The organism is Photobacterium sp. WH24 (genome assembly GCF_019204055.1).
Taxonomy (GTDB): Bacteria; Pseudomonadota; Gammaproteobacteria; order Enterobacterales; family Vibrionaceae; genus Photobacterium; species Photobacterium arenosum.
Window position 1 is genome coordinate 62,438 of record NZ_JAGSOZ010000011.1, and the last position, 18,074, is coordinate 80,511.

Sequence of the window (18,074 nt, forward strand, 5' to 3'; positions counted from 1 at the left end):
GCTGACCATATGCCAAAGGTCAGCCTGCTTTTTCATGGCATACTGAGTGACCAAGCGGGTCGAAAAACATCGACACAAACATGCGTCAGTTCAGATGCTTTTTCCATAACTGCTCAAGGTGTTTGATCGCCCAGGCTTTTGCCTTGCCCATGCGGCTGCGATTCCAGGCCAGGACCAGTTCAAACTCTCTGACAGGATTATCCCCCACCATGGCCAGCTTGCCTGTTGCTAAATCATCCTGAATGAAAAAACTGGGGATTGTCGCTACACCAAGGCCGGCACGTAAGGCATTCAACTTGTCATTCATGCTGGAAACTGTAAGTAATGGCTGCTCTTCAAGAATGTTGTGCGTTATCGGCGGCAGATTTCGTGCGGTATCTGCAACTGCTATGCCTCGGTATTGCTGACGAATGACAGGATCGAGCGGGTTATCATGTTTATGAATCGGGTGATCCGGGTGAGCAACCCAAACGATATCCATTTTGCCGAGAGGCTGAATTTTCACTTCCGGTGGCGCGACACTTGGCGGAGGAGCAATCAGAATATCGGCTCTGTCCTGTGCGAGCGCTTCCCAGCATCCGGCCAGAATTTCTTCACGAAACTTCAGACGGGTCTTACTTTTCTTTGCCAATGCATCAACAAGCGGAAACATCAGATCGAGCTTAATCAAACCGTCGTAGGCAATCGTGAGATCTAATTCCCAGCCGTGTGCCAGCGCTGTTGCATCCGAGACCATTTCATCCGCCGCGGATAATAATAACCGCCCCCTGTCCAGCAACAGCCGGCCAGCTTTGGTAAACGCGGCTTTATGACCGGAACGGTCGAAGATAACCAGATCCAGATCTTGTTCCAGTTTCTGAACCTGGTAACTCAGGGAAGATGGCGCTCGGCCGAGTTCTTCTGAGGCTGCAGCAAAACTGCCGCGACGCTCAATAGCATCTAAAACCATCAATGCTTCAAAGGATAATAACCGGTTCACTTTCAATCCCTGTGCCAATACAGCCATTTATTATGAGGCTGTTTTAACACATTCATCTTAAAATGCCTATCTGTACAATAACGCTCAATGCATCAGGTTCAAACTGTTGCCGAGGCCTGCGAAAGCTGTCCTCGACGACGGCGATTTCTGTATACCAAGCCTAAAGCGACCAGTGAATACAGAACAGCCAGCCCCCAAAGCTGAAACCACCAGGCGCTAATCTGGCTAAAACTCGCTCCCATCTGATTTAACCGCAGGAATCCGTTAATCGCCGGCGTAGAAGGTATCCATTGTGCCAGCCAGTAAACCGGAGCCGGCAGTGCGGATACGGGCCATACAAAACCAGCCGAGAAAACCAAAGGCAGTGAGCTGAGCAGCACGATAACCGTAGCCAGTTCCTTACGGGGGATCAGCTCACCAATGACGATGCCTAACGCTGTTACTGAGATCAGAAACGGCAGTGTCAGCATCAGCATATCGCCGATTGCAGCCTGACGACTGATACCGTAATACTCAAAACTCAGCCCAAAGTAGTAAGCAGTCAGAGGCAGATAGATAACAGTAAACAAGCAGATACGTGTGAAAATCATTCGCCAGGGTGAACAGGAGTGCCAGTAACCCGGCACTCCGGAGCGATGCATTTCATTCTGAGCCGCCCCAACTAATGCAGAGCCAATCAGCAGTGTCTGATGGAGTATCAGTACGAACACGGCAGGAACAACGTAATTGATATAACCCATGGTCGGGTTAAATACCGGACGCATATTCAGTTTCAGCGACGCGTACTTTTCGGAAGCTAACGCCAGGTTCTCGCCTTCAAGAATCATACGGGCCACTTTTGCTTCAGCGCTGAGCGTTCCTGTGGCTGTCGCCAGCCCTTCAACAACAGTACCGTAAACAAGAAACAGCGCCGCATCACCGGCGAAAGAGACTGTCGGGCTGGTACCAAGCAGGAGATCCCGGTAAAAGTGCTCAGGGATCACTAGCATCCCTTTCACCTCTTGTGCCTGAATCCAGTTTTTTGCTTCTTCAATACTTGCGGCTGTTTTCGTCACGGCCACCTGAGGTGTCGCATCAACCATGCGTATCAGTGCCCTACTAACTGCACTGTTATCCAGATTAACAACTGCAATCTGCTGTTCGCGCGGAAGCTGGTTTGAATAAGGCAGCGGGTAAATAAGCGAATACATTAAAACGCCGCCAAACACGGTGAAGATAATCGCAGGGTTGGTGAACACCGCTTTCAATTCACTCAGAAACAATTGACGCCAGCTCATACACCGCCCTCCAGCTGGCGTTTGCGCCAGACCAGCATTTTCAGCATAGCCAGTGCCATTGCCAGCAGAAACACCGCAAGCGCCATCATCTGAGGCATAGCTTGCTGTAAACCCGTCCCATAGTTAACCTGCTGAACCTGAATTTCAATGTAATGACTGACAGGCAACAGCGCCCGCCAGCCTGTCGCAATGGCTGGCATATCTGTCGCAGGAAAGGTTATTCCCATAAAAGCAAACGCCGGCGCTGAAAACCCGGCCACGAAGCTCATTGCCCGGGTAACATCCATTGCAAGGAAAAAGAACAGCACAGCCACACTCTGGCAAGCAATCACCATTAAACATTGTGCCACCAGCAAAATGCTCCAGCTACCGTGCATAGGCCAGCCCAGCAGCGAATACATGCCCCACAGAAACAACACACCTTGCAGAATAAAAACCGCCGCATAAGGTATAAGCTTGGCGACGAGTTGCTTCACCGGGTGTTGCCCCAGCCAGGCCAGTAATCCTTGCCGCCGCTGCTCTGCCGCCAGTGCCATGACAGTCGTGGCAATGATAAATATCTGCCACATGGCAGGAATAGCCGCCGAGACCAGAAACTGCCCATAGTGCGAGTTACTGTTAAATAACGGGGTTATCTGATTGCGGACTGGCAAGGCCTGCCCCAGCGCCTGTAGCGGTACTGGCGTGCCAGACACCATATTACTTACCGTATCTATACTGGCGGCATAGGTAGTCTGCGCCGACACGAAAGCGCTGTTTATCAGCTTGGCAATCAAAATAAACTGGGCGTTATAAAACACTGTCACAGACGGAGATCGCCCGAGCAATGTGTCTTTTTCCAGAGAATCAGGAATCACCACCAGCGCATAAATCTCACCGCTCCGCATTAACGCTGTGCCTTCTTCCACCTCGCTCAATTGTCGGGCAACCGACAGGGTCGGGCTGGCATCGTAGTATCGGATCAATCCGCGGGACAGGCGGCTGTGATCCAGATCGACCACACCGACGGGCAGATCGCGGGCGATCCCTTGCGAGAATATCCACCACAACAGGAGAAACAGACTTAAAGGCAAAAAGAACAGCATCGCCTTCAGCCAGGGTTCCTGACGTATGAGCCGCCACTCTCGCTGCATTGTGTTTAACCACATATCAGCGCTCTACCAACACACTCATACCGACACGCAATCCATCAACGGGCTGCAACGGACGCGCTTCAACTTCAAAAGTGCGCATATCGAATCCTTGCTGGGTATCCGTTGCCCGCCATGTCGCAAAATCTCCCATGACGGAAACATGCGTCACAGTAAACGGGAACGTTTGATCTCCCAATGCCGGCACCTTAGCTTCAAATTGAGTGCCTTTGGCAAAATCGGCCAGCCTGTCTTCACGGACATGAAACACCGCCCAGGCATCGTCCATATCTATGATGCTGACAACCGGAAACCCCTGTGGTGCCAATTCGCCACCATGAAGCAGGATCTGGCTGACCTCGCCATCATGCCAGCTGGAGATTCTGGTATCCGCCGCATAGGCTTCGACTTCTGCGACAGCCCCGGCAGCCATACGCTCTTTTTCCTGCGCAGCGCGTTTGGTTTCTTCCCGCGCCCCTTCTTTGGCCATTTCAAACATCTGATAAGCCGCTTGCTCTGTATAACGTGCCGCCTGCCATTGCGTATAGGCTTCATCCCTTTTCTGCTCAGCTACAACGCCGTCGCGATAGAGATTATTTATCCGTTGATAGGTTTTTTCACCCAGCGCCGATGCCGCTTTGGCTTTTTGCCACTGATCGCTGGCCGCCGCAACTTCCTGAGCACGTGCGCCATTTTGTGCTTCGTCAGCCAGTGCCCCGGCCGCCTGTTGACTGGCTTTTGCCTGCTCGAGCTTGGCATCAATTTCAGGGCTAAGTAAGGTAAAGATCAATTGCCCTTCGGTGATTTTATCCCCTTTTCGCACCAGTACCTGATCGATACGACCGGCGACTTTTGAAGAGATATTATATTGCTGAGCTTCAACCTGGCCCTGTAATCGCTCAGCATTCGGCTGATAGGCGTTCCAGAACCGGTATCCCAACCAAGCGACCAGCACAACAGCCGGTAATGCGACGGCAAGAGTTTTTAGCTTACTCATTTCAGTTAACCTTAAGTCCTTTGTAATTTTCATATTGGTTGAAGGTATTGATATCACCGCTGACAGCCAGTAATCGCGACAATGCTGTGACATAGTGATAAGCCGCTGCCAGGCGCTGCGTTTTTACACTCGCCAGATACAATTCGGCATCTACCACATCCAGAGAGGTCGACAGGCCCTGACTAAAGGCTTTCTCACGTAACACCACACTTTCCTCGGCCAGTGCAATATTGGAGGCCAACCCGTCATATTCTTCCAGTGCCTGAGAAGCTTCACGGTATGTTTTCTCCACTAACACGCTCAGATCCTGCTCAGCCTGTGCGCGCAGGTAATTCACCTGTGTCATTGCACTGTGAGCCGCTTTTACCTTGTCTGAACGGCCTGAAGAGTCGAGTAGCGGTATACTGACACCAACACCCACAGCCCAGTCTGGCGTTGTTTTCGCTGCGAGCGTGTCTTCTTCATAAAGGTTGTAATTACCGTAAAGAAAAACCTCAGGGTAATATTTGCCCTTTTCTGCATCTAACACGCCATTGGCCTGCGTTTTCTTGGCATCAAGAATATGAAGACCGGGGTAATCACTAAGGGTTTTATCAATAAAGGTGGTCATTGCCGGTAACCCTTCATTAACGAACAAGGACGTTGAAGGCAATGCGGGGGTTTGTAATTTAAGTAGCCTTGTCAGGGCAACTTGCGCAATTTCCAGATCGCGCTGGGCTTTAAGACGCTCAACACGGGCTTTATCAAAAGACGACTGTGCCTGCAAACGTTCGACTTTGGCTATCTGCCCTTGCGATTCTAACTTCAGGGCATTTTTATAATGCTTTTCCAACCCACGTTCCGCCTCCTGACGAGTGTCCAGCACTTGCTGCGCTAACACCACACCAAAATAATAGGTCGACAGATCTTCAAACTTGGCATGCTCTTTCATCTCAAGCATATATCTGGCTTCCTGGGTTTTTCCTTTCGTGATGTCCTGAGCCGCCATCACTCTTCCCCCGAGAAATACCGGCCAGATAGCACGAACTGAACTGGTCAGAATATCTCTGTCGGTAAGTTGCGAGGTAAACATTTTGTCGAATTGCCCAGGTGTCATTCCCATGAGCTGGGACAGACCACCTAAGCTGTTTGCCTGACTGCGCCCGGCTGGGGTACTCGCAATCAAATCCGAAGGCGCAATCTCAATAGGACCGTCCAGATAGGTATAATTGGCTGACACTGTCACTCTGGGTAACGACAGTGCTTTCGACGCCTCTTGCAGGTATGCGGCCTTTTCTACGTTGCTTTTTTCTGCCGCCAGTTCATCGCTATTGTTTCGGACAATTCGCCACGCATCGTCAAAACTGACAGTCGCTGCTTTCACCGGCAAACACACGGAACTTATCAGCAGCGCCAGGGAGATGGGTTTAGCCAGAGTCGGCCTTACATTCATCATATATCCTTAATGACCTCAAGAATGACTGCTCATATTAGAGCAAATGCTCTATTTGACAAGCTTCAATGAAATATTTATTTACATGTAGATCACAAGATATTGTTTTAAAAGCATAACAAAAGAAAAAGCCCTCGGTTGAGGGCTTTGATACTTGATTCTAAGAATGTGGCTTACATCAACCATTTCCACCAGATAAAGATGGCGAGAAAACCGTAAAGATAAGTTAAACCCGCCCATGACAGAAGTTTCATTGATTTGGTCAGTTTCAAATCTTCTGGCAATGATGCCGTGGACACCAGGCGATAGTTCAAATAGGCAAAAACAGGTGTCGTCATGAAGGCCAGTATCATGGCAAAGTCCATCATTGGCATTAGCGCTGAGGTAAAGAACAAAATGATCGCCATCGCAAACACACTGACAACAATCATCCACGCATTAATATAGCGGTTTTGCTCCAGTGGTTTTTTCTGGATAACCAGTTGTGCTTCAGCAAGCGCGCGCGAGTAACCATCAATAACGGTAATCGTACTGCCAAAAATACAGAAGAAAGCGATCACTGCGATCAGGTAACGAGACCACTCACCTATGGTAGACGCATACATGCTGACTAACTGATGAGAGAACCCGATTCCTGACGCTTTCAGTTCGGTTCCCGTTCCATACAGCACCAAGGCACCCAGTGAAAGAAACACAACCGCCAGAATTGCCGTGCCAATATAGCCTACATTGAAATCAAACAGTGCCGAACGTGTTGTCACTGTTTGCTCTTTACGCTGACTTTTCAGCCAGAGTGATGTCAGGCAAGAAATTTCAATCGGAGCTGGCATCCAACCCATCATCACGACAATGAACCCGAAAGACGCCAGAGTCCAGGCAGAAGGCCCCTGATAGTCGGCGGGCGCGGCACTGCCATTACTTGCGGCTATCACAACCGCAGAAATGGTCGCGATAACCAACACTGACATAATAACTTTTGACAATCCATCCAGCGCTTTATAGTGACCAGCCATCAGTATGGCCAGACAAGCTACAAGCACAATGGCAGAAAGAACCGGCAGAGGTAAATTGCCCGGCATAAAATAACCCAGCAGGCTTGCACTGAATAGCAACAGCGCTGCTGTGTTCACAATACCGGATAACAGGTTAAGCCCTGAAAACACCCAAAGATAGCCACGTCCTAATTGGTCGTAGCCTTCGACTAGGCTTTTGCCTGTTCCCATAGTGTATTGAATACCAGCCCTGAAAAATGGGTATTTAAAAAGGTTTACCAGCAAAATGATCGCGGCCAGTTGCCAGCCGTATATGGCCCCGGCTTTGGTTGATGCAACCAAGTGTGACCCGCCAACCGCGGCCGACGCCATCATGATCCCGGGACCTAACGATTTGATTAATTGCTTGATGCCACTTCCCTGTCTGGATTTCGGCGGGATAGATACTGTGTCTGACATTCAATACGTCCTATGTAGTTTTTTATAGTAATGAGCTTCTTTGTCTCAGGTTTAAATCAGTTGTGCAATCCCCTGGTCAGACTGAATTCAGTGTGAAACACTAGAAAGTGGCGATACCAAGCACATGTCTCTACTCCTGATATTATTTTCATCAGTAAATGTCAGGAATCATGTTAAAAAAACGATAAAAAAATATGCTTATTTCATAACTCCTGTGCACCATTCCTTGACGGCACTGAGAATATGCCTGCTCCCTATAAAATCATGATTTACCCCAAATATTCCACACTCCCACTCGCTTAGGCTTATGCTTGTAAAGAAAGCACCATAGGTTTTTCATACTCGCTTGAGCCTTTATGCCAACAGCTAAACACAATGACAGCGCGCGAGCTTCCTCTTCATCAGGTATCCTTCGCCGGATTCGGCGGGGACTGCTATGGGGTTTTATATTCGTCACCTGCGCGTTAGCCACTTTAGCTGTAGGTGTGACTTTCTGGTTAGCCGGTGAAGGTATTCAATTAGGATCTGTCTCTGGCATCAGCCTGTCGCAACAAGGCATCTCAGTTAAAAAACTGAGTATCAAGATCAAAGACAATGAGTTTGTGCTGAATAACGTATTGCTGTTGCACCGCTACGCTGGGGATCAACAGCCGAACATGCCAGACTCCCCTCAGAACTCTCTTGCTGCCGGCTGGCTAGTTAAGGCCGACAAGCTGACAGTGGTGATCCCACCGGCAGTTCGCAGGGCTCTATTTGAAAATGGGCTCAGCGCTGACATCGTTACTTTCAACAAAGTAAAACTGATGACGCAGGGAGCACTGACCGAAGGACGGTTCATTATTACCGCTGCTTTTGCCGAAGCAATACTGGCTACGCCATCATCGAAAACAGATTATCAGCAGGCATTACATGACATCAGTATTGGCGTTTCAACAACACCAAAACTACAGCTCAGTGGTACGGTCGGGCGCGGCGATTTTCAGCCGCCGTTGGCGGCTTTCATCAAAGATGACAAGCATGGAGACAAGTTCCGCAACGCTGATCACCCCCAAAATAGTTACCCCGTCACGTTCAGGTCACTTTCATTTGCATTGTTACCACCAGAGGATGGCACGCAGCCCCTTTCGGTCTCTGTTGATCACATTGCGCCAGTAACAGCATCTTCAGATCAATCTGAACAGGATGGGATTCGCCAGTTATCTCTGTCTGTCGATTTATTATCGCCGCTGAGCTCACTTGAACTGAGCATCAGCAGGTTACGCTGGGATCCTGCGCCATTCCTGTCTCAAGAACAGACCTCAACATCAACCGACCTTCCCCACCTCGGACAAATCACCCGCCTGTTGTTTCAGGCTCCGGTTAAACACATTGAAATCGCATCGATGGCAATCGTCGATTACTTATCCCAGGCCAGATTTTTATTTCAGCGAGGGACAGAAAACACACGGTTTGAATTAGAGGGAAAGGTACAAACAGCCAACAATACGTTATTACCTGTCACCAGCCACTTTCTGGCTTCTGAAAACAAACCGGCTGTTTTTACTGTACAGCTCACTGATGCTGATCAGGCAAGTCTTTCTGGCGTTGATTTAGTAAGCTGTCATGCCAGCTGGCAATTTACGTCAGACATGCCGCAATCTCTCAACTGCAAAAGTGACAATGTCACTAAAGTACTGGATTACTTCGCCATCCAATCCATATCGCTCCCTGATCCGAATCAACAACAAGCTGCCTTTGTGGCAAAACTAACAGAAACTAATCAACCCAAAAAAAAGCAATCTGAGAAAAAGCAACCAAAGAATAAAGACCACCAGTCTGATTCAGCCTCTGAGCCAGATTCGCTCTCGCCGATATGGCACTATGCGATTGAGATAAGAGCGCCCGGCAGCATTCAATTCAGATTACCCCACTCACACCAACACAGCGGGCCAGACGATTATAGTGCCGTAGCGTTAAACCATGACGGTATCTGGCGATGGGCACTGTCGTTTGATCAGCAACAGGCACAGTTCAGATTAACCACTCCGAAACAGTTAGACATTGGCGTTAAAAACCCTGCTGCGCAGGGAAAAATTGTTATAAACACTCTCTCTTGCCATGTGCCGCTAACAATACTGGCCCGGTCTCAATGCCGCAGTACTAATTCGCTTACCGCGCAGGCAGCAGTTCTTGAAATCGACCCACTGACAATCAGTAATCTGCAGCTGTCACAGCGTATCGACATACAAAGCACTGGCAACGTACTCAAACTGAATCTGGACAGCACCCGGATCAGCGCACAAACAGTTGCCTTACCTGACTATGCTGCTCAAAAACAAAACCGCTTAAGTCAGGTACGCATAGATATACCCGACACAGCCATTCAGCTGGACAATCTCTTTTCATCAGCGCCAGCGTCACCACAAGTATGGTTAGTCAATGTCGGGGAATCACCGGCCACACTGAATGCGGCATTCAGCAGTTTACGCACTATGACTACAGACAATGAATCGAGAAAGAATCAAAGCTCTCTCCCTGCACAACAATTTGAGGGTAATCTCGCGATCACGTTAAACAGCTTGAGGGCAGTAAAAAACACTCAGGCATGGAAGCTTAGCAGCGATTATTCGACACAACTGGCGCTCAGTGTGAATAATCAGGTGCTGCCTGTCATCCGCAACCAGGGAAAACTGACACTCAATGCAGACACACTGGCAATAACAGGTTTGTTAAGTACCGCGCAAAGTCAGCCATGGTTAGATTTTTCATTCACTCAGGAATGGAAAAGCCGGATCAGCCGCATTCAGATAGCACAGAAACCCATTTCTTTTTCCGCAAAACAGAGCTTACAAAAGTACTATCTCGCGCCACTGCCTGTTAGCGCTGATCTGCATAATGGCAGTGTGAGTCTCCGAGCCGATCTGAAATATAAGAATGCTCTCTGGTCAGGCTCGCTGGATATCTTCACAACCCATTTAAGCGGAAATATTAAAGACACCCACTTTGCCGATCTCAATGTGTCATTGACCAGCCTGGTAACTAACAATACGATACGCAGCCGTCAGCCGCTGACGGTTCACGCCAGTTGGCTACACTTCGGCACCTTATTTCAGGACGTCACGGCCAGCTTTCATTTCGACACAGATGAGCCTCTTTATACGCTGCACAGAGCAACCGCCAAAGTACTTGGTGGTCAATTAAGCACCCGCAACGTAGTGAGCCACTCTTTGACCAATATTGACGTGATTCCTTTGCGCATCCAGAGTCTCAATCTTAAGAAATTAATGGATTTATTTAACCCTGAAGATGTTGAGTTAACAGGAACACTGGATGGATTACTCCCCATCCGCATTGTGAATGGAAATCCCGTCATTGAAAAAGGTGCTTTATTTTCAAGAAGTCCGGGTGGCGTTCTGAGATATAAAGAAGGGGCAAATATCGATGAAAACGTCAGAGCCGGAGGCGAAAACAGCCTCAAAGTGATCACCAGGATTCTCAGAAATTATCAATACGACTCTCTTGCGGTTGATATAGACTATTCCAAAGAGGGTCAATTAAATGCTAGTGCCAGGTTCAAAGGCCGGAATCCTCACTTTCAGAATGGAAGACCGGTCAACATCAATCTGAACATTGAAGACGATATACCAGCACTGATCAAAACGCTCAACACGATAAATACTTCTCAGTTTGAGCGGATTTTTGTGAAGCAGCTTGGTCTTGAAAATTAGACTTTTGCGCTGAATTTATTGCAAATGACTTGAAAAGGTCGACGCCCATGGATATTCAGTTTAAGTATTACTGTATGACAGGCTGTTTAGCAGTGATATTCTTATTAATGACTTCTGGTTTGGTCGGATGTACACCTACTGTACAGGTTGCCGCATCTGACAAGCCTATAGAAGTCAATCTGAACGTGAAAATTGAACATGAAATCAGGATTAAAGTGGATAAGGAAATCGATGATCTTTTCAGTGACGATGATGTCTTCTGACAAGGCGGAGCGCCTGTTATGAAACGCATACTGACTTACCTGGCTATGTTGCTGTTTTGTGCACATGCTTTTGCTCTCGATTTACAACAAGCAAAAGCACAAGGCTTAGTCGGTGAAGCCAACAATGGCTACATAGCCGCTTTGGCACCGTCACCTTCAGCAGAAGTACGCCAGCTGATTCAAATTGTTAACAGTGAACGAAAAGAAAGTTACCAGCGTATCGCCGTATCACACGGGCTGACATTGCCCGAAGTAAGCCGACTCGCGTACAAAAAAGCGATAGAAAAAACCGAAAGCGGCCATTTTTATCAAAGCCCAAGTGGCTTGTGGGTCAAAAAGTAAACATGTTTTCTGCTCGCCATTCAGTCACCATCCAGAGATAACACGCCTTAACGATTGAAATTTTCAGTCATATTCACTACCAAGAAGAGGTATACTTCAGCTCTCATTTTCTGTGTGCTGTAGAAAGATGCTGTTCCAACCTGCCTTACTGAAACAACAGTTAACGCGCTATCCTCTATTCTGGCTGGTTGCGCTGATTTGCCTGATGCCATTCATCAACTCCCCTGTGGCGCTGATTCTGGGTTTCTCGCTCGCTACCTTAGGGTTTGTCCCTGCAGATATTCCTGTCGCCACCATCACAAAGAAATTGCTGTCATTGGCGATCATCGGTCTGGGATTTGGCATTCAGCTTGATGTCGCCATTGCAGCGAGCAAAGCAGGTTTAGGGCTCATTGTGGCTTCCATTGTCGTGACTTTAGTCATGGGATGGTTACTCACCCGATGGCTGAAGATAGACAGCAAAACCGGTCATCTGATTGCATCCGGAACAGCCATTTGCGGCGGTAGCGCAATCGCGGCTGTTTCTCCGGCAATCAACGCTAACAGCCATCAGACCTCGCTGGCACTGGCGACGGTTTTCATACTGAACTCAGCAGCTCTCTTCTTGTTTCCCTCTGTTGGCCATCTGCTGGATATGACGCAACATGAGTTTGGTGTCTGGGCTGCCATTGCCATTCATGACACCTCTTCAGTGGTTGGTGCGGCAGGGGCTTATGGCGACGAAGCGTTAAAAACAGCCACCACGCTTAAGTTAGCCAGAGCCTTGTGGATTATCCCGCTCGCGTTTCTCAGTGCTCTGATATTTCGGGGGAAAGAGAAAAAGCTAACCGTGCCAATGTTCATCATCTTCTATTGTGTCGCTATGCTGACGGCACACTGGCTCCCCCAATTCTCTGAGCTGTATCAGGGGATCTTCGCACTCTCGAAACGCCTGTTGGTGGTGTGTTTATTTATGATTGGGGCGGGAATTACGGTACAAAAACTGCGTGCGGCAGGCTTTAAACCGCTGTTACTGGGTATGTTGCTGTGGTTAATTATTGGCCTGGGTTCATTGCTTGCTATATTGCTCGGGGCGGCCTGAATGGCTTAGTCGGTATCCCATTGCGGTGCCGTCTCTTGTTCGCTGCTTTGGCTTTTCACAGTCCAGGCTCTTCTGGCAACCAGATAAAAAAGCAGCGAAAAAGCCATCAGACTCAGTAAAGCGCTCCAACCACCTGTCGTCATTGTTGCGCCTAATGTCAGCAGCAACACCAGAGCTACCCATTTCTTTGTCTTATCCATCTAAGTCATTACTACTTTTATCTTTCCTGATGCTCATTATTGTTTAAGCACCACTGCAGATAAAAATACCTAATCACACTAAGAAAGCAGGTTTCGTTATAACCGTAAGTAGTTAAAGCACGATTTTTATACCGCTGGTTATTATCAACCTGATGCACTCAACCCCGGCACTTTGGTCTAGGCTAACAATACACCTCTGTAAGCACCGGAGATCATGCTTATGCGTCGATTTGAAAACTTGCTCTTTATCAGTGATGGTGTGCAGGATGAATCAGATGGATTAAAACAGGCATTGAGCCTGTCAAATAATCACCACTGTAACCTCACCGTGTTGATTATTTACCCTGAGCTACCTGAAACGCTGGGGAGTTACCAAGCCAATTGGGAACAAGCACTCATTGAAAGTACCAAACTGCAGATTGCGCAGACGACGTCAGCGCTGTCTCTGTCTGAACAATCTGTTATGCCCGTCATTCTGGCGGAAAGCAGCAAAACGCCCTCCACACTCGTCATTCAACATGTGCTCAGAGACAGTTACGATCTGGTGCTGAAATCCGCCAATTTCAATCAAAGCGAGACTGGGTTGAAAGCCATTGATATGGAACTACTCAGGCAATGCCCCTGTCCGGTCTGGCTATGCCGTCCCATTACGCATGCGCAGAAGAAGGTCCATGTTGCCGTTGCTATTGATGCTGAAAACGATAGCAGGGAAGAGACAGATCTTGATCTGATGCTGCTTCAGTTGTCCCGATCACTGGCAGACAGTTGTGACGGAAGTCTGAATATCATTTCCTGCTGGGATTTCCCGTACGAAGAAATTGCCGGTAACCCGTTTATTCATGTCCCTGAGCAAGAACTTCAGCAATCCATCAAAGACGCGGAACACAAACATATTAATGGACTGAAAGCACTGATCACGCTATCTGGCATTGGCGGACCAGTGAAAGAATTCCACCCTAAAGGTCTTCCTCAGAAGTGCATCCCCGACATCATTGAAAGTGAAGGCATTGAGTTATTGATTATGGGAACAGTTGCCAGATCTGGCATACCCGGTTTTATCATGGGAAATACTGCCGAAGACATTATCCAGAATACTAAATGCTCCATTCTTGCCCTCAAGCCCAAAGGGTTTGTGACGGACGTAAAAGCCTACTAAGCAAGCATTGCCGGTATGGAGAACGATTCAGGTATGACAAAAAAATACGGGCTGCCAGCGGCAACCCGTATGTCTTAATGGTTATAAAAAGCTTTTTACTGCGCGTTCATCGCATCCAGTTTCGCACCAACCGGACCGGAGAAGTTATAACCGTCGTGTTTATCCCAGTTGATTGACCAGGTCATGACCCCGGCATAATTACTGTAATTAAACGCCGGAACCACAGTCTGGCAATGCGTACCGATGGTCAGGCAGTCTAACGCATCCAGAATGTTCTGAGTCGGTGCCTGGCCTGAGTTAGCAGAGCTGGGACCGGACGGCAGACCGATGGCGACCTGATCATCACGCAGTGGCGCAAACTGCTCGCCATTGGCTAACGTGAATCCCTCGATCAGCATTTTGGACTGTGCCACCATCATGTCCACTGAGCCTTCTGGTGCCGCACCTGGCAGATATGGGTTCGGCAAACCACCATTGTTATATAACTGCACATGCAGCAGATCCAAGGTATCTCGCAGTGCATTAATCAGTGGAATATAAGCGCCCCAGATACCGGAATACGCCACCATACCTCCCTGAACATACGGATGTTCAGGAGCCATGGTCAGGTACATATCACCGCCCATATTCACTTCAATCTGCTTCAGCGCGCGAGGCAGACGGGCCTGAATCTGAGAGCCGTGAACCAGATTGGATCCGCTCTCAAGGTCAATGTCCAGCCCGTCAAATCCCCATTCGTTGATCAGCGCAGTCAGACTGCTGACAAAATGCTGTTCATCAGAATCCGTATTGAGGGTGATGGTTCCTTCGGCGCCACCAAGAGACAAGACGAATTTCTTACCCTGGGCCTGAAGTGCGGCCATATCCTGCTTGAATTTCTGGGGATCCAGTGCCGGGCAGCTGCTGTGAATATCACCACTGTACAGATTGAAATGGACAGTGCCCGTACTGTTGCGATCGTTCTCCGCAAAGGCAATATCGATGATATCCCATGCGTCTGACATCTCGCTAAGGTTGATAGGACAACCCGCGCCATTGACAAAGTTATGCCAATAACCAATCAGCTTATGGGTTTTTACAGACTGCTGAAGCACCTTGACGGTAGAGGCGGCAGATGTAACGGCCAGTCCGGTTGCATCTGTTGCCCTCGCAGAGACTGTGTAATTACCCACAGCGCCTGGCGTCCAGTGGGTGCTGTATGGTGAGGAAGAGTCCGTGGCGATCACTGCACCATTAACCAGGAAATCAACACTGTTCACTGTGCTGTTCAGTGATGCCGCATCTGCAGACACAACAACAGCCTTACCTAAGCCAACAGAAGTGCCGGATGCCGGTGACGTCAGGGTGACAACCAATGGCTCGTCACTGACATTGACCAAAACGCCCGCACTGCCCTGATTGCCTTCATTATCTGTTGCCACAGCTGACAAACTGACAGCCCCTGTTCCCGTCGCAGTCCAAGTAACACTGTAGGGCGCTGAGGTATCGATGCCTAAGCTTTGTCCAGCCGCAAAAAATTCCACTTGCGACACGGAGCCGTCAGCATCTGTTGCATCCACCGCCAGCGTGACAACGTCACTATTTAACACTGTTGTATTGTCGGCCGGAGAGCTAAAGGTGACTGTCGGCACAACCGCACATATCCCCTGCTCAGTCCAGGCGTCGGTCCAATAAAGACCGGTTCCCGGTTCGTATGCCCAGGCCGATTCAGACGAACACCAGCCAGCCACATCACAGCTATATTTGTAATTTGCACTTTGGACCAGATCACCCACCTGGTAACTGGTGCCAGCCTGATAAACAGGTACGCCAGCACATCCGCCACCAGTAGCACCTGAAACCGCGACAGTAACGACTGAGCTCCAGGTTACCGCACCATTATCGTCTGTGGCTTTTGACTTAAATTCGTGGCTGCCCGCGGTGGCAGACCAGACAGACTCAAAAGGTGAGGAAGTTGCAGTTCCCACCAGCTGGTCATCAACATAAAACTCAACGGAAGCCACTGTACCGTCCTGATCCGTTGCATCAGCACTAAGGGTGACAACGTCACCTTCTTTGATTTGTGATACAGGCGTCGGATTCGTCAATGCCACACTTGGGGGCTGGTTGTTACCTTCTGCCACCACAGTGATAGTCACGGAATCGGTTCGGCTCGCCCCTTTATCATCAGTCGCCACTACAGTGACAGAATGACTACCTTCAACCGTAATCCACGGCACTGAATACGGGGCGGTATCATCAATACCCACAGTATTGCCGTCCACTTTAAACGTGACGTCAACCAACTGCCCATCACTGTCCGCCGCATTGGCGGTCAAAGAAATGGCTTCATTGACACCAAACTGAGCATTATTCAATGGTGACGTCAAAGTCACTGTCGGGGGCTGATTACCGCCAGGAGCATCACACACACCCAGCAAAGACCATTCTTCGTAAGGATCAGAATACTGAACAGGATCCTTATTCTGGTTCCACCAATTTGCCTGATAGGCGTTATTAAGATGCTGTACTTGTGCCCCTCCATTATACGGAGTTCCACTTGCCCAGACTGGAAAAGCTGTACAGTCAATCGCATAGGCCGATACTGGGCTCACCAATACCAATGCAATTGCTGTATGAATGAGGGTTTTTCGCATTGTTAGCGTCCTTATTCTCTCAAATGAAGATTTTCCCAAAGAGATACTTACTTGGTTCAGATAGAAAATTATCCAAACCAATCATGGACGACTTTTTAAGTAATGATAAATAAGACAAAAGAGTATTGAATACAATCCTCTGTGAACTCTCATTTTCAGAGTAGCGCATACAAAATCAATGCAGAAAGACCGAAGAAAGATCACTTTTGACGGGAAAGTCGATAGAAGAAAAACCAAGGGGGCTTAATCGCCCCCTCTCTTTTTGCTACCTGTAAAATAATCAGCCAGCTACAGTGCTGAATAAAAATAAGTTATAGGCGACGATGGCAATCAGTAGCAACAAACCTTCAAAGCGGTTGATGCGACCCGGTCCGCGGAAGCCCATGCACATCACAACCAGGGCTACGGTCAGTCCCATCATGACGGCCCAGTCGCGAGCAAACACTTCAACGCCAATGCCGCTGATCGGAGAAATAACACCAGCGATACCAATAACTGCCAGTATATTGAACATATTTGAACCGACAACATTACCAATAGCGATATCGTGTTCACCTTTACGTGCAGCAGCCACAGAAGCCGCCAGTTCTGGCAGTGAAGTGCCAAGAGCAACAATAGTCAGACCAATAATAAGATCACTGACACCAAGTGACTGAGCAATGGTCACCGCGCCCCAAACCAGAATTCGGGAACTCACCACCAAAAGCACCAGACCAATAAGCAGCCACATCACGGCTTTCTTTAAAGGCATGTTGTTGGCTTTCAGCTCGTTTGCCGTCTCTGACTCCAGCGTATCGCCTTTACCTTTCAGAGCAGAATATATAGACCAGCCAATCAAGCCAAAAAATCCAATCAGCAAGACAACCGCTTCAACGCGTGTTAACTCGCCATCCCAGAGCAAAATACCTGCAAGGATACCGATAAGTATAAGTAGTGGAAGCTCTTTTCTGATGATGTTCGACTGGACGGCGATAGGCGCAATGATTGCCGTAATACCCAGAATAAGCCCGATATTGACAATATTGGATCCAAGAGCATTACCCAAAGCCAGCTCAGGTTTACCGTCGATGGATGCCATAGCCGATACAACCATTTCTGGTGCGGAAGTACCAAAGCCCACAATAACCATACCGATTAACAGTGGTGGCATCCCCAGATAGCCGGCACTGGCAGCAGCCCCGTCGACAAATTTATCTGCACTCCAGACTAAAAGAGCAAAGCCCAACAATATGGCTATTGATGCGGTGATCATGTGTATGTACATCCCAATGTTTAACAGAAAATAACGTTCAAAAATGAGTAAAAAACAGGTTATACGAACGCATTCAGTAACACGGGAATCAAGCGGCGCCAAGAATAATGGGTTTACGTGTTTTATGGTAGCAAAATTATCACATTACACTGATAAATCTCACAGTCCGGC

14 protein-coding genes are annotated in these 18,074 nt (G+C 48.5%); 5 read left to right on the forward strand and 9 right to left on the reverse strand.

The window, feature by feature from the left end; translation table 11 throughout:
* Positions 1–85 precede the first annotated feature (85 nt).
* The 6 genes from KCG43_RS14275 to KCG43_RS14300 form a co-directional block, all read right to left on the reverse strand.
* Positions 86–1,006, reverse strand: a complete 921-nt coding sequence (locus KCG43_RS14275; RefSeq protein WP_192013742.1) for a LysR family transcriptional regulator — start codon at positions 1,004–1,006, stop codon at positions 86–88.
* 71 nt (positions 1,007–1,077) lie between these two features.
* The gene (locus KCG43_RS14280; RefSeq protein WP_218385748.1) at positions 1,078–2,256 is read right to left on the reverse strand and encodes an ABC transporter permease; all 1,179 of its coding nucleotides are present in this window, start codon (positions 2,254–2,256) and stop codon (positions 1,078–1,080) included.
* Positions 2,253–3,404 carry an ABC transporter permease gene (locus tag KCG43_RS14285; RefSeq protein WP_218385749.1) on the reverse strand — a complete coding sequence of 384 codons (1,152 nt, stop codon included), beginning with the start codon at positions 3,402–3,404 and terminating at the stop codon, positions 2,253–2,255. Before KCG43_RS14285 ends, KCG43_RS14280 begins: the two co-directional genes overlap by 4 nt.
* 1 nt (position 3,405) lies before the next feature.
* A complete protein-coding gene (locus tag KCG43_RS14290; RefSeq protein WP_218385750.1) occupies positions 3,406–4,383 on the reverse strand; it encodes an HlyD family secretion protein in 978 nt (325 codons plus the stop codon).
* A gap of 1 nt (position 4,384) precedes the next feature.
* Positions 4,385–5,815 (reverse strand): TolC family protein, encoded by a 1,431-nt coding sequence (locus tag KCG43_RS14295; RefSeq protein ID WP_218385846.1) that lies wholly within the window; start codon positions 5,813–5,815, stop codon positions 4,385–4,387.
* Between the two features lie 173 nt (positions 5,816–5,988).
* Positions 5,989–7,266 carry an NRAMP family divalent metal transporter gene (locus KCG43_RS14300; protein ID WP_192013734.1) on the reverse strand — a complete coding sequence of 426 codons (1,278 nt, stop codon included), beginning with the start codon at positions 7,264–7,266 and terminating at the stop codon, positions 5,989–5,991.
* Between the two features lie 356 nt (positions 7,267–7,622).
* Between KCG43_RS14300 and KCG43_RS14305 the strand changes: the two genes are divergently transcribed.
* From KCG43_RS14305 to KCG43_RS14320, 4 genes are all read left to right on the forward strand, one after another.
* On the forward strand, positions 7,623–10,973 hold the full coding sequence (locus tag KCG43_RS14305) for a YdbH domain-containing protein (RefSeq protein WP_218385752.1): 3,351 nt from the start codon (positions 7,623–7,625) through the stop codon (positions 10,971–10,973).
* A 47-nt stretch (positions 10,974–11,020) separates the two neighbouring features.
* Positions 11,021–11,236: a YnbE family lipoprotein gene (locus tag KCG43_RS14310; RefSeq protein WP_081669195.1), complete on the forward strand. Its 216-nt coding sequence runs from the start codon at positions 11,021–11,023 to the stop codon at positions 11,234–11,236.
* Positions 11,237–11,254: 18 nt separating this feature from the next.
* Complete coding sequence (locus KCG43_RS14315; protein ID WP_192013731.1) at positions 11,255–11,578, forward strand: YdbL family protein; 324 nt, start codon at positions 11,255–11,257, stop codon at positions 11,576–11,578.
* A gap of 127 nt (positions 11,579–11,705) precedes the next feature.
* Positions 11,706–12,659: a YeiH family protein gene (locus tag KCG43_RS14320; protein ID WP_218385754.1), complete on the forward strand. Its 954-nt coding sequence runs from the start codon at positions 11,706–11,708 to the stop codon at positions 12,657–12,659.
* A 5-nt stretch (positions 12,660–12,664) separates the two neighbouring features.
* Here the strand turns inward: KCG43_RS14320 and KCG43_RS14325 are convergent, their stop codons facing one another.
* Positions 12,665–12,859 carry a hypothetical protein gene (locus KCG43_RS14325; protein WP_192013727.1) on the reverse strand — a complete coding sequence of 65 codons (195 nt, stop codon included), beginning with the start codon at positions 12,857–12,859 and terminating at the stop codon, positions 12,665–12,667.
* 220 nt (positions 12,860–13,079) lie between these two features.
* Here KCG43_RS14325 and KCG43_RS14330 point away from each other — a divergent pair, with 220 nt between their 5' ends.
* Positions 13,080–14,015 carry a universal stress protein gene (locus KCG43_RS14330; protein WP_218385756.1) on the forward strand — a complete coding sequence of 312 codons (936 nt, stop codon included), beginning with the start codon at positions 13,080–13,082 and terminating at the stop codon, positions 14,013–14,015.
* A 95-nt stretch (positions 14,016–14,110) separates the two neighbouring features.
* Here the strand turns inward: KCG43_RS14330 and KCG43_RS14335 are convergent, their stop codons facing one another.
* Both KCG43_RS14335 and KCG43_RS14340 read right to left on the reverse strand, forming a co-directional pair.
* On the reverse strand, positions 14,111–16,651 hold the full coding sequence (locus tag KCG43_RS14335; protein WP_218385758.1) for an Ig-like domain-containing protein: 2,541 nt from the start codon (positions 16,649–16,651) through the stop codon (positions 14,111–14,113).
* A 280-nt stretch (positions 16,652–16,931) separates the two neighbouring features.
* Positions 16,932–17,903: a calcium/sodium antiporter gene (locus KCG43_RS14340; RefSeq protein WP_192013721.1), complete on the reverse strand. Its 972-nt coding sequence runs from the start codon at positions 17,901–17,903 to the stop codon at positions 16,932–16,934.
* Positions 17,904–18,074 lie beyond the last annotated feature (171 nt).